Below are 20,372 nucleotides of genomic sequence, written 5' to 3'. Positions count from 1 at the left end.
CGCTTACTCTTACTGTTCAGTGTTCGGACTTGATCGGACGGTTCATCAGCGCATCGACCGCCTGATCGAGGGTCCAGGCGCCGCTGAGAATCTGGTCGACCGCTTCGGCGATCGGCATGTCGACATTCTTCGCCCGCGCCAGCGCCACGAGGGCGCTTGCGGTCGCGGCCCCCTCCACCAGCTTGCCGCCGGCGGCCTCTTCCACGCTCATCCCCTGGCCGAGGCGCTGGCCGAAGGCGAAGTTGCGGGAATGGGCCGACGAGCAGGTGAGCACCAGATCGCCCAGCCCCGAGAGCCCCATCAGGGTCTCGGGCTCCCCGCCATAGGCGCGGGCGAAGCGCAGGAGCTCGGCGAAGCCGCGGGCGATCAGGGCGGCCTTGGCGCTCTCGCCGAGGCCCCTGCCGGCCACGGCCCCGCAGGCGATGGCCAGCACGTTCTTGGCCGCGCCGCCGATCTCGACGCCGCGCACGTCCTGGCGGTGGTAGACGCGCAGGGTCGGGCCGGAGAGAGCGGTCGCCAGATCCTCCGCGAGAGCCGCGTCCCGGCAGGCGAGCGTCACGGCGGTGGGCAGGCCCCGGGCCACGTCGTCGGCGAAGCTGGGTCCCGAGAGCACGGCGACCGGCGAGCCGGGGCGCATCTCCGCCACCACGTTGCAGAGAAAGGTTTGGCTCTCGCGCTCGATCCCCTTGGCGCAGAGCACCAGCGGCGCTGCCGCGGGCAGAACGGAGGAGAGCGCTGCCGTCATCTCCCGTGTCGTCTGCGCGGGCGTGACGAGAAGGACCGCGCGAGACGCCGCGAGATCGGCCAGGGCGGCGGTCGGGCGGATGCGGTCATGGAGCTTCACGCCGGGCAGGAAGCGCGCGTTGCTGCGGGTGGCGGCCAGCGCCTGCGCCTGCTCGGGCGAGCGCATCCACAGCACCACGTCGTTGCCGGCAATGGCCGCGGCATTGGCGAGCGCCGTTCCCCAGGCTCCCGCTCCGGCGATGCCAATCATTCCCATGGGCCGCTGATCCTGTTCATGACGCATTGGAAGCGGAGAAGGCCTGCCGCGAGATCCGGTAGAGCACATGCCTGCGCAGAGGATGGTGATCGGGAACGGCTGGGTGATCGAAGTCCTCTGCGGGATCGTGCGTCATGCCGAGCCGATGCATCACCTTCCGGGAGGGCTCGTTCATGCGCGACGTGTAGGCGACGACCTCCTGCAGGTCGCTCCGTTCGAAGATATCGCGGAGCGCCGCGCGCGCGGCCTCCGTGGCATAGCCTCTGCCCCAATAAGCCGGCACGAAATGCCATCCGACATCGACGCGCGGCTGAAAAGGCATCTCGCGGAGGATTCTTCTCAGGCCGGCGACGCCAATGAAAGCCGAGATTCCCGGAAGCTCGACCACCCATTGGTCGAAGCCGTGACGTTCGAAGCCCTCCGCATGGAGTCTCGCATCCGCCTCGCCCTTCTCGATCGGCATCGTGCCGGGGAAGAAGCGCCGCACCTCCGGATCCGCCTGGAGGGCCGCATAGCGGGCAACGTCGTCTTCGGTCCAACGGCGCAGAATCAGCCGCTCGGTGCGGATCTCCTCGGGGCACGGCAGCATCACGCCTTCGCCCCAGCCTCGTCGCGGCTCGTGTCGAGCGGCCAGCGGGCGCGGGCCGGGGCCGCGATGTCGTCGATGAGGCCGAGCCGCATGCGCTCCAGGCCCGCCCAGGCGATCATGGCGCCGTTGTCGCCGCACAGCGCCAGCGGCGGGGCGACGAGCTTGAGGCCGGCCTCCACGGCGAGCCGCTGCAGCCCCTGGCGCATGCTCTGGTTCGCCGCGACGCCGCCCGCCACCACCAGGGCGGTCGGATGGCCGGCGATGTCGCGGAAGGCGCGAAGCCCCACGCGGGTGCGGTCGACCACCACGTCGACGATGGCGGCCTGGAAGCTGGCGCAGAGATCGGCGATGTCGCTGGCCGTCAGCGGCGCGATCTTCTCCGCCTCGATGCGCACGGCGGTCTTGAGGCCGGACAGGGAGAAATTCGGTTCCGCGCGGCCCTGCATGGGGCGCGGGAAGGCGAAGCGCTCCGGATTGCCCTTCGCGGCCTCCTGTTCCACGTGAGGGCCGCCGGGATAGGGCAGCCCCAGCATCTTGGCGACCTTGTCGAAGGCCTCGCCGATGGCGTCGTCGATGGTGGTGCCCAGCCGCACGTAGTCGCCGACGCCACGCACCGCCACGAGCTGCGTATGGCCGCCGGAGGCGAGCAGCAGGAGATAGGGGAAGCCGATGCCGTCGGTGAGGCGCGCGGTGAGCGCATGGGCCTCGAGGTGGTTCACCGCCATCAGGGGCTTGCGGGTGACGAGCGAGATCGCCTTGGCGGTGGTCAGGCCCACCAGAACGCCGCCGATCAGGCCGGGGCCCGCCGCCACCGCAATGCCGTCGAGATCCTTCACGGAGCAATTGGCGCTTTTCAGCGCGCGCGCCACCAGCCGGTCGATCACCTCCACATGGGCGCGGGCGGCGATCTCCGGCACCACGCCGCCGTAGCGGGCATGCTCGGCGATCTGGCTCAGGACCTCGTTGGAGAGAATCTCGCCGCGTCCGTCGAAGCCGATTCCGACCACGGCGGCCGCGGTCTCGTCGCAGGTGGTCTCGATGCCTAGAATGCGCATGATCGTGGGCTGCTCAATTCCGGTGTTGTCCGGGCTTTCGGCCCGGCGCTCCTCCCCCTATAGTCCGCCGCGCCGCACAAGATCAAACCCATAGCGCGCAGAACAGGAGACTTCAGGCAGAATGGCCTCTTCACCCACCCTGGTCATCGGTACGCGAGGCAGCCCCCTGGCGCTCGCCCAGGCCCACGAGACGCAAGACAGGCTGGTCGCCGCCCATGGCTGGACCGTGGAGCACCTGCCCCTGTCGATCATCAAGACCACGGGCGACGCCATTCAGGACCGGCCCCTCTCGGAAGCCGGCGGCAAGGGGCTCTTCACCAAGGAACTCGACATCGCGCTGCTCGACGGTTCCATCGATCTCGCAGTCCATTCCGCCAAGGACCTGCCGACCGCTCTGCCGGAGGGGATCGTCATTGCCGGCTTCCTGCCGCGCGAGGACGTGCGCGACGCCTTCATCAGCCATCGCTTCAGGAGCCTGCAGGATCTCCCGCCGGGCGCCGTCGTGGGCTCCGCCTCCTTGCGGCGACAGGCGCAGATCCGCCGCCTGCGGCCGGATCTCCAGGTCACGCTCCTGCGCGGCAACGTGCAGACCAGGTTGGCGAAACTCGAACGCGGCGAGGTCGATGCGACGCTGCTCGCCATGGCGGGTCTGCGCCGGCTCGGACTCACCGATCACGCGACCATGGTTCTCGACACCGACGATTTCCTCCCGGCTGTCGGGCAGGGCGCCATCGCGGTGGCGATCCGGGCCGGGGACGAGCGGGTGCGCGAGGCGCTTCAGCCGATTCTCGATGGGCCGACCGGCCAAGCGCTTGCGGCGGAGCGCGCCTTCCTCACCATCCTCGACGGCTCCTGCCGTACGCCCATCGCAGGCCATGCGCGGTTGATCGGGGGCGAACTCGAGATCCGCGGCCTCGTGCTGCGCCCCGACGGCTCCGAGAGCCTGGAGGCTGTGCGCCGCGGCTCGCCGGACGACGCGGCGGCCCTCGGGCGCGAGGCCGGCGCGGAGCTGCGCTCCCGCATGCCGGTCGATTTCCTGAAAGCCTGATGCAGGTTCTCGTCACCCGCTCAGCCCAGGATGCCGAGCGCACGGCGCAAAAACTGGTCGCGCGCGGTCACGCGGCGTGCCTTGCGCCCGTGACCCGGATCGTCCCGACGGGCGATCCCGCGCCCGCCGCCGCTTACGATGCGCTCATCGTAACCAGCGCCCATGCGGCCGATGCCCTGGCAGGGCTGGACCGGCACAAACCCGTCTTCGCGGTCGGCACGCGCACGGCCGATGCGGTGCGTGCGCTCGGCTTTGCCCATGTGACCGTGGCGGACGGTGACGCGGTGTCGCTGGCGCGGCTGATTCGGGAAAGCCTGCCGCCCGGCCACACCCTGCTCCACGTGACGGGCCGCCATCACAAGGAGGAGCCGGCGTCGTCCCTGCGGGCGGCCGGATTTCCCGTACTCACCTGGGAGGCCTATGAGGCGAGGGCCATCGAACGTCTCCCCGCGGCTGCCGTCGAGGCCCTGCGCACTGGCCAAATCGGCGTGGCGCTCCATTATTCCCGACGGAGCGCGGATCTCGTCGTCCGGCTGGCCGAGGAGGCGGGAGTGGCGTCGAACCTGCGGGCTGTTCCCCATCTCTGCCTGTCGGCCGATGTGGCTGCGCCCCTCGTTGCGGTTGGCGCGACGACCCGCGTGGCCGGGGACCCTTCCGAGGATGCGCTTCTCAGGCTCCTCGATCCGCCCTCGTGATGACTGCCGGCGCTTCGTTGGCGATCCTATGTTAGGAAGCTTTGCCATACGCAGAGGATCGTGGTCCGATGGGCCCGTCCGTTTTGAGGATTTGACCGCCTTGAGGGAACGAAACGCTGCGCCCAAGCTTGCCTCATTTGCCTTTCACACTGACCTTTTGAAGATCCCGCGCCTGGCGCGACCCGTGCAAGAGTGACCCGTGACCGATTCATCTGATCCCCGCCGTCCGAAATCGTCCCGCAAGAAGCTCTCGCGTGAGCCGGCGACCCTCGACCTGAAGGCCACCGTGATCGACGACGGAATCGCCCCGGCCAGCCCGCCGGGCGCCGAAGCCCGGGACACGCTGGGACCAGACACGCCGGGACAGGATACGGCCGGACGGGACACCCTTGGGGGGGATGTTCCCGGCCCGGAGACGATCCCCGCAGGCGACACGCCGGATGGAAGGCCCGCCGAAACCATCGCGAGCGGCAGCGCGCCTCCGGCCGAGGATGTGGTGGCGTCGCCCGAGGCCAGTCTCGATTCGGGAGCCGGCACCGACACGCTCCCGCCCGGAGCCTCCGTCGGGGAGTCTGGAAGGCCGGATCCCACATCGTCTGAAAGCTCCTTCCAGGAGCCTCCCCCATCGCGGACACGCGACGATGCCGTGCCCCCGCCTCCCGCGCCCGAGCGGCGCAGCTCCGCCGGCGCCCTGATCGGATCGGGCCTGCTTGGCGGCCTCGTCGGCGCAGGGCTCCTCTACGGGTTGCAGGCCTGGCAGGAGGCGTCGGAGCAGGGGCAGCCGGTGGAACTGCGCTTGGCCCAGCTCGAGCAGCGCGTGGGAGCTCTCCGGCAGCCTGGACCGCTCGGTCAGCCCCAGGGCAACTTCCAGGCCCTGACGGAGCGCCTCCAGGCGCTTGAAACCGCCCGAGGAGAGTTGGATCAGCGCCTCCAGGCCGTCCAGGGCACGGTCCAGCAGGCCGCGAGCCAGGCCGAGGCAGCCCTGAACCGTCCTGCTCCCGAGGCGCCGCAGCCGACGCCTCAGAACGAGGCCGCGCTCACTGATCTGGGGAACCGCCTCTCCGCCCTGGAGGAGCAGGTCCGGACCAATGTCCAGAACGCGACCAATGCCGCGACCGCGTCGCAGGAACTCGACCGTCGCCTCACGGATCTGGACCGGCGCCTTGCCGATCAGGATCGCCGCTTCGGCGATACGGAACGACGCTTTTCGGAGACCGAACGCCGGTTTGCGGACACCGACCGTCGCTTCTCCGAGCAGGAGCAGCGCCTGGCGGCCCTCTCCCAGCAGGCGGCGGAGAACACCCGCAATGCCGAGGCCGCCGGCCAGACCGGAACCAAGGTGGTTCTCGCCGGTCGCCTGAACGACGCCCTGACGAACGGGACGCCGTATGCCGAAGTGCTCGAAGGGGTGAAGAAGGCCGGGGCCGAAGCGGGCCGCGTGGCGCCCCTGGAACCGTTCGCCCAGCAGGGTGCCCCGACCGCGGAGGCGCTCGCCCGCAGCTTCGAACCGGTCGAGACGGCGATCCTGCGCGAGAGCCGCGGCCCGGCCGAGGGCTGGACCGACCGGCTCCTGCGCATGGCCGACCGGGTGGTGACCGTCCGACCCGTGAACGAACCGGGCTCCGCCGGCGTTCCGGCTCTGGTCGCCCGCATCCGGCAGGCTCTGGAGCGCGGCGACGTGGTGGAGGCCGCAGCCGCCTGGGACGCCCTGCCCGAGCCGTCGCGACAGCTCTCCGAGGCCTGGGGCCGGCAGGTCAAGGCGGTCGCCGCGGCGCGCCAGGCGGCCCGGGCGATCAGCTCCGACGCGCTCGCCACCCTCAACCGTACGACGCAATAAAAGGATCTGCCCCGCATGTGGCGCGCTCTTGTTTTCATCGGTCTTCTCTGCGTCGCGGCCTTCGGCGCGGTCTGGCTCGCCGATCGGCCGGGCACGGTTCTGATCACCTTCGGCGGCTATGAGATCCAGATGTCGGTGGCGGTGGCGGCCATCGCGCTGGCTGGCCTTGCCCTGGCCCTGGCCCTGCTCTGGTCCCTGGTCACCGGCCTCATCCAGCTTCCCACCCGCCTCACTTTCGCCTCGCGGGCCCGCCGGCGCTCCCGGGGCTATCAGGCCGTCTCGCGCGGGATGGTGGCGGTCGGGGCCGGCGACACCATCGCGGCCCGCCGCTATGCCAACGAGGCCGAGCGCCTTCTGGGCAAAGAGCCCCTGACGCTCCTGCTCAAGGCGCAGGCCGCCCAGGTGTCCGGCAATCGGGAGGTGGCCGAGGCCGCTTTCCGGCAGATGATGGACGAGGACGAGACGCGGGTTCTCGGCCTGCGGGGCCTCTTCGTCGAGGCCCGGCGCCGGGGCGATGCGGAGGCCGCGCACGAATATGCCACCGAGGCCGTGCGCCTGGCGCCGGCGGCCGCCTGGGCAAGCGATGCGGTTCTCGAAGCGCGTTGCGCGGAACGGGATTGGCGCGGCGCGCTCGAAACCGTCGAGCGGCGGACCTCGCTTGGCCTCCTCGACAAGAAGACGGCCAGACGCCACCGGGCCGTCCTGCTGACGGCGGATGCCCTGGAGAGGGTCGATCACGACCCGGAGGGTGCGCTCAGAAGCGCCCAGGATGCGGTGAGGCTCGCGCCCGATCTCGTGCCGGCCGCAGCGCTGGCCGGCCGTCTGCTCTCGCGGAAAGGGGATCTGCGCAAGGCTGCCAAGGTGGTGGAAACCGCCTGGCGCAGCCTGCCGCACCCGGATCTGGCCGAGGTCTATCTCAACCTGCGCCCGGGGGATTCTGGGCTCGACCGCCTCAAGCGTGCCGAAACCCTCTCCCGCCTGGCCAATGGGGCGCCGGAAGGCCGGCTCGCCGTGGCACGTTCCGCCCTGGAGTCCCGCGAGTTCGACCGGGCCCGCGACGCGCTGGAGCCCCTGCTGCAGGACCGTCCGAGCATGCGGGTGTGCCTGCTCATGTCGGATCTGGAGCAGGCGGAGCACGGCTCCACGGGCAAGGGACGTGAATGGCTCGCCCGGGCTACCCGCGCCCCCCGGGATCCGGCCTGGATCGCCGATGGGGTCGTGTCCGACCACTGGGCGCCGGTCTCGCCCGTCACCGGGCGCCTCGATGCCTTCGTCTGGCAGGCGCCTCCCGACGTGCTGATCGCACCCGAGCTCACCCTGCACGACGACGTGACGGCGGATCTCGACGACGAGGTCAGGGCGCTGCCCATCGTCACGGCGGAAGAGCCTGCCTCGCCGCCCGTGACGGAAACGGTGCCCGTACCCGAGCCCGCTCCCGCGGAGAACGAGGTCAGGGCTGAACCCGTCGCCGCCGAGCCCGTCAGGGATGGTACAAGGGAGGAAACGCCTCTGCCGCCGCCCGGACCGGTGGTCTTTCCGAACACGCCGCCCGATGTGCCGAAGCCGAAGGAGCAGGCGTCCGCACGCCGCAGCGTTTTTTCGGTCTGGTAGGCCAATCCGGCCTTTCCCTCCCTTGCCAAGCGGCGGGGGAGGGGGTAAGAGGGCGGCCTCTCGGATCGCAACAATTGCGATGCCGCAATAGCTCAGCTGGTAGAGCACCTCATTCGTAATGAGGGGGTCGGGGGTTCGAATCCCTCTTGCGGCACCATTCCACTTCTGGCGGCGACGTCAGGCGGAAAGGCATGGCAGGGGGTCATAGCTCAGTTGGGAGAGCGCTTGAATGGCATTCAAGAGGTCGGCGGTTCGATTCCGCCTGGCTCCACCATCCTGCTAGTTCGGGTTCGAGACGAGAGACGGAGCGTGCGGGTGTAGCTCAGGGGTAGAGCACAACCTTGCCAAGGTTGGGGTCGAGGGTTCGAATCCCTTCGCCCGCTCCATTTCCTCAATGGGGAAATCCATCGACAAGGCGCCTTCGGGCGCCTTTCGTGTTTTGCGCCTCTCTCAATCAAACGGGCCCCATCCATGAATGGAAAGGGCCCGCGGTGACTCGAAGTCACACGTCATCGACGTTTATCCGGGTAAAACCGGTCATGGAATATGGATTGTCGAGCCGAAGGGTTGCCTCCAACGCTCAATGTCTCGACGAGGAGGGGGTCTTCAGCCCAGGCGATATCGCGATGCGAGCCTCCATCCGTTCAAGCCGGGGCGGGTGCCCGGTTCTTCAATGGTGCGGAACAGGCTTCGGTCAGGAACCCGCTCGAACAAGCATGCTGTTCCGCTCTCCGCGACGGGCCTCTCTCCAGGGATGAGATCACGGCCGTCAGAGATAGAAAGCGCTCGCACTCCGCTTGTTTCAGCGTGGCGGCAAAGAAAAAGGCCCGGCTAACAATTGCCGGGCCTTCTTGAGTTTGACTTACCGAACGGAGCCGTTCGGATCACGCCGCCTTGACGTCGTGGAGGAAGGTCGAGACCTCGCGGCCGAGATCGTGCGAGTGGCGCGACAGCTCCTGGGCGGCGCCGAGCACCTGGCTTGCCGCGGCCCCGGTCTCGCCGGCGCCCTGGTGCACGTCCGCGATGGAGCCGGTCACGGCCTCGGTGCCGCGGGCGGCTTCCTGGACGTTGCGGGCGATCTCGGCCGTGGCGGCGCCCTGCTCCTCCATGGCGGCGGCGATCGAGGTCGAGATCTGGCTCATCTCGGTGATCGTGCGGGCGATCTCCTGGATGGCCGCCACCGTCTGCTGCGTCGCCTGCTGCACCGAGCCGATCTGGGCCGAGATCTCCTCCGTGGCCTTGGCCGTCTGGCTGGCCAGCTCCTTGACCTCGGTGGCCACCACGGCGAAGCCTTTGCCGGCCTCGCCGGCGCGCGCCGCCTCGATGGTGGCGTTGAGCGCCAGCAGGTTGGTCTGACCCGCAATGGTGTTGATCAGCTGCACCACGTCGCCGATCTTGGCCGCCGTGGTGGCGAGATCCTGCACGGCCGCATCGGTGCGGCGCGCGCCCTGCACGGCCCGGTCTGCGATCTGCGAGGACTGCGCCACTTGACTGGCGATCTCGCGGATCGAGATCGACAGCTCCTCGGTGGCGGCCGCCACCGTCTGCACGTTGGCTGAGGTCTGCTGGGCGGCCGACGAGACGGTCACCGACTGCTGGGTGGTCTGGCCGGCAATGGACGTCATGGACTGAGCGGTGGCTTCCATCTCGGTGGCCGCCGAGGACAGCCCCTGCGTCAGCGCCGACACGTTCATCTCGAAGCGTTTCGTCAGCTGGTCCAGGATCTCCGCGCGGCGCATCTTGGCCTGGTTATCGGCCTCCTGGGCGGCGGCGAGGCGACGGGCCTCGACGGCGTTGTCCTTGAACACCTGCAGGGAGCGGGCGAGCTGCCCGACCTCGTCCTTGCGCTCGGTGCCCGTGACGTCGACGGTGAGGTCCCCCTCGGCCAGGCGGCTCATGGCGCCCGTCATCCGGGTCAGTGGGCGAACGATGCCGAAGATCGTGATCGAGCCGATGAGGCCGACCGCGATCAGGATGCCGAATGCAGCGGATGCGATCAGAAACGTCGAGGTCTCGCTGGCGAATTCCTCCGCCTCGCCTTTCGCTTTCCCGAGCGCCTTCTGATTGGCTTCGATGCGCTGGGTGAGGATGTCACGGGCATTGCGGCGAAGGTCACGCACCTCTCCGTTCGAGAGCTTGAGCGCAGCCGCATCGTCGTCCTTGAGGGCCAGCGCCACGCTCTGGTCCATGCCGGCGAAGTATTTCGCGATTTCAGACCTGATGTTCTCGTTGATGGCCCGGCGTTCGGCCGTGTCCGAGAGCGCCACCAGTTCGTCCAAGTGCTGCAGGGCCTGCTTCTTGTACTGCTGATAAATTCCCTCGGCGCTCTTCAGGCGATCCTGCTGGTCCGCATTGAGGAGGATGATGTTCTTCTCCTGGATGCTGGCTTCGTTCACCTCGGCGTTGATCTGTAGGATCGCCGTGAGACGAGCCACATCGCGCTCGACCAGATTCTCCAAATCGTCGGCCATCTCAATGAGGCCGCGATCGGCAAGAGCAATAAGACCGATCGTAATCGCAACGAAAATCGTAACTGGAATAGCGAGCTTGGCTAGGAGCCTCAAATTGTTCAGCAGCTTCATCGTCTTTCAGTGTCCTGCCCGCATCGCCGCGGGAGGCGCGCGCCCCTGCGACGCGCTTGAAACAGGTATTGTTTTTATAATCGTTCTATATTGCATCGCACATTACGGGATATTACTTAGTCATGCCAAATATAGAAATAAAAATAGCGTGATTAACAGCTCGATCTTAACGGTATATTCAGTATTAATGACTTATTAATACTTGTGGCGTCGAAGATCGCCTCAGCGTGAGCCGATCTCGTCGAACGTCCGCACAACCGATTCCGCCACGACTGGCTTGATGAGCTGGCAAGGCAGAAGCCAACTGCGTCTCCCCTGAACGATGTCAACAGATTCTAAGTTGGCTCGAAGGCGAAAAGCCCGAGCCCGGCGCGAACATCGTCCAATGTTGCCTGTGTCGTCTTGCGGGCGTCCTGCGTGCCTGCCCGTAGGACATCGAGCACAGCGCCGGCATCCGCCGCCAAGGCGGCCCGGCGTTCCCGGATCGGCGCGAGCAGAGCCTGCAGGATCTCTTCCAGACGGCCTTTCACGGCGGCGTCGCCGAGCCCCCCGCGCCGGTAGCGCGCCTTCAGGTCTTCGACCGTTGCGAGATCCTCGTCGAACGCGTCGAGATAGGTGAAGACGACATTGCCCTCGACTGTACCGGGATCCGAGGCACGCAGGTGGTTGGGATCCGTGTACATGCGGCGAACCGCATCCCGGATCGCGTCGGGCGTGGCGGACAATGGAATGGCATTGCCCTGCGACTTGCTCATCTTCGCCCGACCATCGACGCCCGGCAGGCGCCCGACGGACGGGATCAGAGCCCGGGCCTCGGGAAGGATGTCCCGGCCGATCTGCCGGTTGAGGCGGCGCACGATCTCGTTGGTCTGTTCGATCAGAGGCGCCTGATCCTCGCCGACGGGCACGACATTCGCCCTGAAACCCGTGATGTCCGCTGCCTGAGCGGCCGGATAGCAGAGGAAGCCCGCGGGAATGTCGCGTCCGAAGCCGCGCGCCTGGATCTCGTCCTTGATCGTCGGGTTGCGCTCGAGCCGCGCGACGGTGACGAAATTGAGATAGAGCAGCGTGAGTTCGGCCAATGCCGGCAGGCCCGACTGAACGCAGATCGTGGTCTTCGCCGGATCGATGCCGACGGCCAAGTAATCGAGGGCGACCTCCAGGATGTTGCGGCGCACCTTGGCGGGGTCGGACGCATTGTCGGTGAGCGCCTGCGTATCCGCGAGCAGCAGATACTGCCGATGGCTGCGCTGAAGGGCGACGCGGTTCCTCAGGGACCCGGCATAATGGCCGAGATGCAGCGGGCCGGTGGTGCGGTCTCCGGTCAGGATGACAGGGCGCTGATCGATGGTGACGGACATGGGGCTTCTCCGGATAGGAGCCGCCATGACGAAGGATTCGGGTCGAGAAGAACGAACGAAGCCTGCCGCACATGGCGGCTGCGTTCGCTGCAAAAAAACATGACGACGTGCCGCTCCTGTCAGGAGCGCCACCAAAAAATTCGGGCCGGGGTCGCACGATCGTTCATGGGCGCAGGAATGCCATGAGAGCGACGCTCGCGCAAGAACGAGGTTTCGGAATCTAGAGAACCACGATGCCCGCGTGCTTGGCCTTGTCGTCGGGTTCCACATGGATCGTGATCAGCGCGTCCTCCACGGCGGCCTTGAGGGCCCGCTCCAGGCGATCGCAGATGTCATGGGCGTCGGTCACGCTCATCTGGCCCGGCACCACGAGATGGAAATCGATGAAGGTCATCCGGCCCGCGTGGCGCGTGCGCAGATCGTGCGCCTCGATAGCGCCCTCCGCATTGACCGCGATGATCTCGCGGACGCGGCTCAGGGTCGCCTCGGGAAGAGCCTCGTCCATGAGGCCGCCGATGCTCTCCTTCATCAATCCCCAGCCGGACCAGAGGATGTTGAGCGCCACTATCGCGGCAAGAGCGGAGTCGAGCCAATGCCAGCCCGTGAGAGGCACGAGCAGGAGGCCCACGATGACGCCCGCCGAGGTGATCACGTCGGTTAGGAGATGGCGACCGTCGGCCACCAGCGCGGGCGAGCGCAGGCGCCGTCCCCGGCTGATCAGGAGCCAAGACCAGACGGCGTTGATCACGCCGGCAAGCGCATTGAGGGCAAGGCCTTGTGCGGGTGCGTCGATGACCCTGGGCGACAGGATGCCGAAATAGGCCTCCCGCAGGATCGCCAAAGCCGCCACGATGATCAGCACGCCCTCGAGGACGGCGGAAAAGTATTCCACCTTGTGGTGGCCGTAAGGGTGGTTGGCGTCCGCCGGGGCGGCGCTCAGGCGCACCGCCATGAAGGCCGCAATCGCCGTCACCACGTTGATGACGCTCTCCAGAGCATCCGAATAAAGCGCAATGCTGCCCGTGATGAAGTAGGCGGCATATTTCAGGACGAGAACAACGGTTCCGACGAATATGCTGCCCAGGGCAAGTTTTTGAATCTTGTCCATGGCGCGTTGCGTATCAAGAGAGCTCTGCGGGAAACGACGCGACCTTATAGGCCGTGATTTCTCAAGCGCAAGACTTTGTTTTTACTTGCAATTCGTTTGCAAAATCACATCAGGGCAAAGTCGTTTCATCCACACGTCAAGCCGGATCGCCGCCTCACGCGCAGGTCTGTTTCGCCGAGGCCGGGCGCCGGTCACTCCGGGATCGCCGTCGCCTTGAGGAGAAGCTTCCCGTAGTATTTCGACAGGGAGGGGGCGAGCGTCTGGCAATGCCGGACAAGTTCGAGCGCCTCCACACGCCGTCCCGCGCCGATGCTGTCGAGAACCGTGGGGTGCAATTCCATCAGCTCCGCGAGCGCCGGATCCTGATGCGGCGTCGCAGGCGCCAGGATGGTGAAGATCGCGGTCTTCTCGGCGCGCCCTTTCACGGCGATGCGGTCGAGTTCGATCAGGACGAAATGCTCCTGCAGGGCTTTCGCCGTCGCCGGGCCGAGAACGATCGAGACGCCGTATTCCTTCGACAGGCTCTCCAGCCGGGAGGCGAGGTTCACCGTGTCGCCCAAAACCGAGTAATCGTAGCGCCAGCGCGAGCCCACGTTGCCGACCACGCAGTCGCCGGTGTTGATGCCGACGCCGATGGCGAAGCGGGGGGCATCCTCGCCCTGTTCCTGCCGCAGCTCGGCATTCAGGATTTCGACCGCTTCCAGCATGCGCATGGCCGCGCGGGCCGCGCGCAGGGGATGGTCCGGGCTCGGCAGCGGCGCGTTCCAGAACGCCATCACGCAGTCGCCGATATACTTGTCGATGGTGCCGCCTTCCGCGAGCACCGCTTCGGACAGCGGATCGAGCAGGCGGTTGATGAGCGTGGTCAGCCGCTCCGGCTCGTCCTTCAGCTTCTCCGACAGGGTCGTGAAGCCGCGCACGTCGCAGAACAGGATCGAGAGCTCGCGGCGCTCGCCTCCGAGCTTCAGGGCGCTCGGATCGCGGGCGAGCTGCGCCACGAGGTCCGGCGAGAGATAGCGCGAGAAGGCTTCCGAGACGGTGCGGCGCAGATGCCGCTCGCGGGCGTAATCGAGCCCGAACCGCGTCCCGAAGACGGCAAGCGCCGCGGCGGCCGGCAGGGCCGGCGGCGCCCAGACGCGGCCGAGGCGCAGCACGGCCCAGGCTCCGACGAAGAAGAAGGCTACCAGGAAGGCTGCCGCCAGCCCGGTCCGCCAGGAGACGCCACGGGTGGAGAAGGCCGCGGCCAGAAAGGCTCCGGCGATCACCAGAAGCGCCATGACGAGCCGGGGCACGGGCAGCACGTAGAGATTGTGCCGGAGATTGTCGAGGATCGTCGCCTGAACCTCCACGCCTGCCGTGAGCGTGCCTTCGGTCAGGGTATAGGGCGTCGGGAAGGTATCGGGCGCGCCGATATCGGCGGAGGTCGCCTGCTTCAGGCTCAGGCCCACCAGCACGATCTGGTCCTTGAAGAAGCCGGGCGGCAGAAACTCTTGCGGGTCGAGAGCCTGGTAATACGAAACGGTCGGGTAGGAGCGGGCCGGCCCGAAATACTGGATCAACGCGCCGGCCGGAGCAGGCCCCTGCGGTTCGCCCTTCAGGCGAAGCGCTTCGGCGGCCAAACTGTCCGGCACCGGCGGCATGCGACGCAGATAGGCGTCCCCGTCGAGATCCACGGAGGCCACGCCGACGGCCGCCCCGGCATCGAGAAAGGGATCGAGAGGAGTGACACGGGTGATCTGGATCCCCTGCGCCAGCGGCGTGGTGACGTCGTCGGCCGCCAGCACCACGTCCGGGCCGATCGCCTTTGCGAAGGCCGTATCGGCTTCCTCGGTGGTCGGGTCGGCGAAGATGATGTCGAAGGCGATCACCTTCGCGCCGGCCGCCCGCAGGCTCTCGACCAGTTTGGCGTGGAGTTCCCGGGACCAAGGCCAGCGCTGGCCGATCTCCCCGATGGACGGCTCGTCGATGGCCACCACCACGGCGCCCGGCTGGGCGGGAAGCGGCGGCGCGATGACCGAGAGAAGATCGTAGAGCCGCGCTTCGATGAGGCGGAAGGGCGGAAGGAACAGAACCGGGATCAGCAGAGCCGCCACGAGCCCGGCCATGGCAAAATGGCGCCAGAGAGGCTCCCCTGCATGGTCTCGTACTGTCGACCGCCCGCCGCTCACCTTAGAACCGGGCCTTGACGCTGGCCGCAACGGTGCGGCCCGGCGCCGGGATGTCAGACCCGAAGGTGTCGAATCCGAAACTATATCTCCGGTCAAACAGGTTGAGCGCCGTCAGGCCGACCTGGAAGCGGCGGTCCGGCGTTTCCCAGGTCAGCGCGGCATCGGTCGTCCAGTAGGATTCCAGCCGGTCGTTGTCATAATTGCCGGACCGCTCGCCGATGAAATTCTGGGTCAGGGTGAACCGCAGGCGGCTCGGATGGACGAAGGTCATTCCGAAGCGGGCAAAGCGTTCCGGAATGTAGGGCACCGGCTCCCCGATGCCCGCTCCTTCCAGATCGTCCGATGTCGTCAGAATTTTCGACGTGGCTCCGCCGACGGTGCCGAAGACGCCGATGCCGTGACCGAGCCACACGTTGACCGTGGCGGCGAGCCATTCGGCCCGCGCCTTTTCGATGCCGCTGAAGCTGTCCAGCGTGTTGATGATGGGAACGCTGAGGTCGTTCAGCGTCTGTCGCTGATATTCCAGGGCCGTGAAGACCTGCGGCGTCCATTCCGCGTCCCAGCGCAGCACGAGGCTCTTCGTCGGCCCGCTCGCAGGCGTATCGTTCGGGATCAGCCCGACGGTCGTGGTCGGCGCCAGGGAGTAGCTCAGGAAAGTATCGGCATTCTCGATGTAAGCGGCCCGGAGCCATTGCCCTTCCAGCGGCGAGACGCCGATGCCGAAGCGGGGCGATGCCCATACGTCGGGATTGGCATCCTTCACGTCGAGGAAGGTGCGATGGATGCCGGCCTGAGCCTCGAACCAGTCGTTTGGGCGCCACAGAACATCCGCATAGGCACGGCCGCCACGGAACGGGCTGTCGAAGGCCGACGCCTCCGGGGGCAATTCCTCCCGGTCCGGAAAATAGTACCTATAGGTCTCCTTGAGGCCGTTGTAGCGTACCTTGCCGGCCTGAGCTTCCACGCCATAGCGCAGGTTGAAGTCGCCGAAGCCGATGGCATGGCTCACCGCCCCGACGACGCCATCCACACGCTGCTTCTCCTGCCATAGGGTCTGTGTCGAGGGAAACGGCCGATAATCCCAGAGTTCCCCGCGGTCGAGCGTATCGTTCCGGGTTGCGAACACCGCGGCCGTGAGGACATTCCGGTAACCGAAGGTGTGGCTCCAGCCGGCCACTCCGAAGAGGCTGGTCGTGTCCCGCTCGACCTGTCTCGTGTAGTCAATTCGGTCGATATCGGTCAGGCCCGGCTGTCCCTCGTTCGCCCAGCCCATGAACATGAACCGGTCGGCGGCATTCGGGGCCGTGCCGAGGCTGAACGTGATCCCCCGTCCCCTCTCGTTGTCGGCGCTCAGGTCGCCACGGGCCTCGTTGGCGCTCGCGGACAGGCTGAAGCTCGTGGGCAGGGGCTCGTTGGAGAAGCCGTTGACCAGCACGCCCGATTGCCAGCCGACCTTGCCGCCCCGCACGATCGCGCCGCCCCCGATCTCGGTGTCGAGGAAAGGCCGGCGGATGGGATCGTAGCGTCCGATGCGGCCGGCAACGGCGAGGGGGTCGAGGAGCAGCCCCTGAATCGAGAGGTTCAGGGCCGCGCTGTTGAGCTCCGTGCCTTCCGCGGCATCGAGGGTCGGTTCCGTGGGGAACAGGCCGGGCCGGCTGACGATCGCCTGGTCGAAATACCCTTGGGCCTCGAACGGATCGAAGGTGCGATCGGCGTAGAAGCGCGCCCAATCGTGCAGGTTGATGAAGCGGTAGGCCTGGACCGGATAGGAGCCGGTCTGCTTGCTGACCGAAATCCCCGCATAATCCCCGCCGCGAGCCCGGTAGCGCCGCAGGGCCTCGCGCGCGGCAAGGATCGCCTCGTCGGCGAGATACAGATCGAGCGCGAAGGCCGTGCGCAGGATGGGTACGATGGGTGCTCTGGGGTCGAGCCGGTCGGCGTTGTCCAGGGTCTGCCAGGCGAGCTCGTAGTCGCCGTTCTGAAAATAGGCGTCGGCCAGGGTGACCTGGTCGTTGGACAGGGCCGGGTTGACCGCGGAGCCGGCCAGCATGGACTCGAGCGCTTGAGCCATCTTGCCCTTCTGCAGCAGGTAGCGTCCGCGGGCCGTGTAGGCGGTGGTGGGATCGAGCGCCAGGGCCTTGTCGATGAGAGCGCCTGCCTCTTCCACCCGACTCTGATCGAGGAGGAGAATGGCCAGGTTGGTATAGGGGATCGGATTCTGCGGCTCCATGTCGAGCGCGCGACGGAAGGCCGCTTCGGCTTCGACGAACGCACCGCGGCTCTGTTCGAGCAGGCCGATCTGGTTGAGCAGCGAAAAATTCGGATCGGTCTTCACGACCCTGTAGAGGTCGGCAAGAGCTCCATCGATGTCGCGGGCATAATCCGCCTTGATCGTCGCCCCGAAGGCGACCACGTTCGGATCGGTCGGGTCGATGGCCCGGGCTCGCTCAAAGGCCGCGTACATGTCCTCGCGATGGTCGAGATCCTGGGCCAGAGATGCCGAGAGGATGGCAAGGCCGGCATCGTTCGGGAATCGTTTTTCGGCAGCGGCAGCCTCGGCCGCGGCGGCTTTGAGATCCTGACGGAAGCCCGTGAGATAGGCGCTGATCTCCGCCGTCCTGGGGTCCCTGACCGGGACCTTCGGGGCCTGTTGAACCCGCTTCGGATCCGCCAGGGAGGCCGCGGCATAGCGGCCGTACTCCGCCCAGCCGCGCCGCCGGGCATCGAGGCCGGGTTTTGCGCGCTCGAACAATCTGATCGCATCCTGCCAGCGGCGGTCCGCCCCGGCCATGAGGGCTTCCAGGTAATCCGCCCGGGCCCGTTGCGTCCTCGTCATCGGACGGCTGCGGGCCTCGGCCAGAGGAGCTGCCGCCGCACGCCTGTCGCCGGAATTCATGAGGCTCTCCGCAAGGATGAGCCAATCCTCCGTCGTGCGGGCTTCGGCCGGCAGCGCCTGGATCCGGGCGCCCTCGGCCTTGAACTGCTTGTTCTCCAGGGGTGTCGTCGGCAGGTTGATGAACACCTCGCGCATCGACATGTAGAACAGCATCTGCTCCCGGTCGTTGGGGCTGACGAGCACGAATTTCGTCGGCGCCTGGCCGACAGCCGCCACCGCGCCTTCCCCCTGACGCACCGTCACGGCGCCTTGCGGGTTCTTGAGCTCGACGACGCCTTCGAGCACCACCAGCGAGGTTTTTCCCGCGCCGTCCACCGACAGCGACCAATCGGTCCCGCGGATCGCCGCGACCGCCGCCGGCGTCTTGACGTCGACGCCCGAGCCGCCGCGGGCGGCGCGCGCCCAGATGTTGCCCGCCTGGAGGCTGAGCTGGGTCGCGTCCGCCGGCCCGCTCGCCACGTCGTTCACGGTCAGGGTCGAATTACGGCCGACGCGGATCTGGGTCTGGTCGTTGAACAGGATCGCCAGGTTGCCGATGGCGTTGGTGCGCAGGGTGTCGCCGCCGACGAGGCTCTGCTGGAGCTGGGCGGCCCGCCAGAGATCCTCCCGCACGAAGCGCATCTCCTCGCCCCCCTTGGCCGCCACGATGGCGCCCGCCAAGGGGGCTTGGCGCGGCACGGGCGCTTGAGCCTGGGCGGCAGCAAGAGACAACGTCAGGACGCTCGCGGCGGCCAGAAGCCTGAAGGATCGGAAAGACATGGAAGACCGGCTCGATCGAAAGGTTACCTGCTCTAACGTTACTGGAACTTAGCAGGAAGTGCTCAGGAACAAAGCCGATTCACATCATGGATGATGTGTTTTACAGCACAGGGTGAACGATTGCGGCATAAACGCCACAGAAGAGGCGACGGATCGCAGCGACGGGCCGATCTCAGGCCATCTTGCCGCGCGCGATCAGCAGTTTCTGCTTCAGGTCATGCTGGGCGAAGGGCTTCTGCAGGACCGGGCGGTCCCGGAAGGCATCGCGGATTCCCGCGCTGCCGTAGCCCGTCGAGAAGACGAAGGGGATCGAGCGCTGCGCCAGGGCTTCGGCCACCGGATAGATCGGCTCGCCGGCGACGTTCACGTCGAGAATGGCCAGATCGACCTGTTCGCGGGCCACAACGTCAAGAGCGGCCGACAGGCGCGCGGCCGGGCCGATCACCTCGCAGCCGAAGTCGAGAAGCATGTCTTCCAGGAGCAGGGAAATCGCAGCTTCGTCCTCAACGACGAGAATGCGCAGGCCGTTGAGATCGCCGTCGCTCGTTACGCTGTCAGTCACGGGGTCACTTTCTTTCACGCTAGGGTGCAGGCTGACGTCTCAGCGGAGCACGAGACAAGATGCGCTGGATGGTTTGGACTTCAAGCCTGGAGAATCAAACGCTTCTATCATTTTTGCGTATCCATGCAAAAACCGGACAGAACCGCATTAACCTATGATATCGTTGCGATGGTCATCTTAGGGCGGCGGGCTGCCCTTGCCTAGATCCTTTTACCCCTTTGGATCATCCGGCCAGGAGATGAGCCCTGTCAGCACTCTGCGCCCCTTGCGGACAACCCGCCTTGTCCTGAATAATCGTCCCATGTCCCCGCGTGATCACTTTCGTCGCCTCGTGAATGCCTCCGCATCGGATCGAAACCATGGCTAGGCGACGGTCCAAGGCACCCATCCTCATCGTTTTGCACCAGGAGCATTCGACCCCCGGCCGGGTCGGGCGCCTGCTTGCGGAGCGCGGCTACCGCCTCGACATCCGCCGCCCCCGCTTCGGCGATCCGCTGCCGGGGACGCTCGCCGGGCACACGGGGGCCGTGATCTTCGGCGGCCCGATGAGCGCCAACGATCCGGAGGATTTCGTCAAGGCGGAGATCGACTGGATCGGGGTGCCGCTCAAGGAAAACAAGCCCTATCTCGGCCTCTGTCTCGGCGCCCAGATGATGGCGAAGCACCTCGGCGCCCGTGTCTGGGCCCATCCGGAGGGCCGGGCGGAGATCGGCTATTATCCCCTGCTGCCGACCCCGGCCGGCGAGGCCCTCAGCCGTGACTGGGGCGTGCCCTGGCCGGGCCACGTCTATCACTGGCACCGGGAGGGCTTCGACTGTCCGTCCGGGGCCGAGACCCTGGCGACCGGCGACGATTTCCCGACCCAGGCGATCCGGGTCGGGGACAGGGCCTTCGGCCTCCAGTTCCACCCGGAGGTCACGCACGCCATGCTCTGCCGCTGGACCGTGGTGGCCGAGGAGCGGCTGCAGATGCCGGGCGCGCAGGATCGGGTCCGGCAGCTCGCCGGGCGCTTCCAGCACGACCCGCATGTCTCGCGCTGGCTCGACCGCTTCCTCGATCATTGGCTCGACGAACCCATGCCGAGCCGTCTGCAGGCCTGAG

14 protein-coding genes and 3 tRNA genes are annotated in these 20,372 nt (G+C 67.1%); 8 read left to right on the top strand and 9 right to left on the bottom strand.

The window, feature by feature from the left end; genetic code table 11:
* Positions 1 to 16: 16 nt before the first annotated feature.
* From VB672_RS05740 to tsaD, 3 genes are read right to left on the bottom strand one after another with little or no spacing between them, the layout of a single operon-like run.
* Positions 17 to 1,000, bottom strand: coding sequence for an NAD(P)H-dependent glycerol-3-phosphate dehydrogenase (locus tag VB672_RS05740; RefSeq protein ID WP_329783214.1), 984 nt, complete (start codon positions 998 to 1,000; stop codon positions 17 to 19).
* A 16-nt stretch (positions 1,001 to 1,016) separates the two neighbouring features.
* The gene (locus VB672_RS05735; protein ID WP_329783213.1) at positions 1,017 to 1,589 is read right to left on the bottom strand and encodes a GNAT family N-acetyltransferase; all 573 of its coding nucleotides are present in this window, start codon (positions 1,587 to 1,589) and stop codon (positions 1,017 to 1,019) included.
* Positions 1,589 to 2,644, bottom strand: a complete 1,056-nt coding sequence (tsaD, locus tag VB672_RS05730) for a tRNA (adenosine(37)-N6)-threonylcarbamoyltransferase complex transferase subunit TsaD (RefSeq protein ID WP_329783212.1) — start codon at positions 2,642 to 2,644, stop codon at positions 1,589 to 1,591. Before tsaD ends, VB672_RS05735 begins: the two co-directional genes overlap by 1 nt.
* Before the next feature lie 121 nt (positions 2,645 to 2,765).
* Between tsaD and hemC the strand changes: the two genes are divergently transcribed.
* The 7 genes from hemC to VB672_RS05695 all read left to right on the top strand — a co-directional run bounded on the left by hemC (position 2,766) and on the right by VB672_RS05695 (position 8,221).
* Positions 2,766 to 3,692, top strand: coding sequence for a hydroxymethylbilane synthase (gene hemC, locus VB672_RS05725; protein ID WP_329783211.1), 927 nt, complete (start codon positions 2,766 to 2,768; stop codon positions 3,690 to 3,692).
* Positions 3,692 to 4,387 (top strand): uroporphyrinogen-III synthase, encoded by a 696-nt coding sequence (locus VB672_RS05720; protein ID WP_329783210.1) that lies wholly within the window; start codon positions 3,692 to 3,694, stop codon positions 4,385 to 4,387. The genes hemC and VB672_RS05720 overlap by 1 nt, the downstream gene beginning before the upstream one ends.
* Before the next feature lie 199 nt (positions 4,388 to 4,586).
* Positions 4,587 to 6,224 carry a COG4223 family protein gene (locus tag VB672_RS05715; protein WP_329783209.1) on the top strand — a complete coding sequence of 546 codons (1,638 nt, stop codon included), beginning with the start codon at positions 4,587 to 4,589 and terminating at the stop codon, positions 6,222 to 6,224.
* A 15-nt stretch (positions 6,225 to 6,239) separates the two neighbouring features.
* Entirely contained in the window at positions 6,240 to 7,835 is a 1,596-nt protein-coding gene (locus VB672_RS05710; RefSeq protein WP_329783208.1) for a heme biosynthesis protein HemY, read from the top strand.
* 81 nt (positions 7,836 to 7,916) lie between these two features.
* Positions 7,917 to 7,992: transfer RNA gene (locus VB672_RS05705), tRNA-Thr, on the top strand.
* A gap of 41 nt (positions 7,993 to 8,033) precedes the next feature.
* A tRNA-Ala gene (locus tag VB672_RS05700) sits at positions 8,034 to 8,109 on the top strand.
* Positions 8,110 to 8,146: 37 nt separating this feature from the next.
* A tRNA-Gly gene (locus VB672_RS05695) sits at positions 8,147 to 8,221 on the top strand.
* 498 nt (positions 8,222 to 8,719) lie between these two features.
* Here the strand turns inward: VB672_RS05695 and VB672_RS05690 are convergent.
* The 6 genes from VB672_RS05690 to VB672_RS05665 all read right to left on the bottom strand — a co-directional run bounded on the left by VB672_RS05690 (position 8,720) and on the right by VB672_RS05665 (position 19,271).
* Positions 8,720 to 10,417: a methyl-accepting chemotaxis protein gene (locus VB672_RS05690; protein ID WP_329783207.1), complete on the bottom strand. Its 1,698-nt coding sequence runs from the start codon at positions 10,415 to 10,417 to the stop codon at positions 8,720 to 8,722.
* Positions 10,418 to 10,752: 335 nt separating this feature from the next.
* Positions 10,753 to 11,778, bottom strand: a complete 1,026-nt coding sequence (trpS, locus tag VB672_RS05685; protein WP_329783206.1) for a tryptophan--tRNA ligase — start codon at positions 11,776 to 11,778, stop codon at positions 10,753 to 10,755.
* Between the two features lie 220 nt (positions 11,779 to 11,998).
* Positions 11,999 to 12,886 (bottom strand): cation diffusion facilitator family transporter, encoded by an 888-nt coding sequence (locus VB672_RS05680; RefSeq protein ID WP_329783205.1) that lies wholly within the window; start codon positions 12,884 to 12,886, stop codon positions 11,999 to 12,001.
* A 191-nt stretch (positions 12,887 to 13,077) separates the two neighbouring features.
* Positions 13,078 to 14,991, bottom strand: coding sequence for a CHASE2 domain-containing protein (locus VB672_RS05675; RefSeq protein ID WP_329783204.1), 1,914 nt, complete (start codon positions 14,989 to 14,991; stop codon positions 13,078 to 13,080).
* 64 nt (positions 14,992 to 15,055) lie between these two features.
* The gene (locus VB672_RS05670) at positions 15,056 to 18,709 is read right to left on the bottom strand and encodes a FecR domain-containing protein (protein WP_329783203.1); all 3,654 of its coding nucleotides are present in this window, start codon (positions 18,707 to 18,709) and stop codon (positions 15,056 to 15,058) included.
* 172 nt (positions 18,710 to 18,881) lie between these two features.
* Positions 18,882 to 19,271 carry a response regulator gene (locus tag VB672_RS05665; protein ID WP_329783202.1) on the bottom strand — a complete coding sequence of 130 codons (390 nt, stop codon included), beginning with the start codon at positions 19,269 to 19,271 and terminating at the stop codon, positions 18,882 to 18,884.
* 359 nt (positions 19,272 to 19,630) lie between these two features.
* On the opposite strand from VB672_RS05665, the gene VB672_RS05660 reads away from it, so the two are divergent.
* Positions 19,631 to 20,371: a glutamine amidotransferase gene (locus VB672_RS05660; protein ID WP_329783201.1), complete on the top strand. Its 741-nt coding sequence runs from the start codon at positions 19,631 to 19,633 to the stop codon at positions 20,369 to 20,371.
* The last annotated feature ends 1 nt before the right edge of the window (position 20,372 follow it).

This window comes from Microvirga sp. CF3016 (genome assembly GCF_036314085.1).
Classification (GTDB): domain Bacteria; phylum Pseudomonadota; class Alphaproteobacteria; order Rhizobiales; family Beijerinckiaceae; genus Microvirga.
The sequence above is the reverse complement of the archived record's forward strand: the minus strand, read 5'-3'. Positions and strand labels throughout refer to the sequence as shown.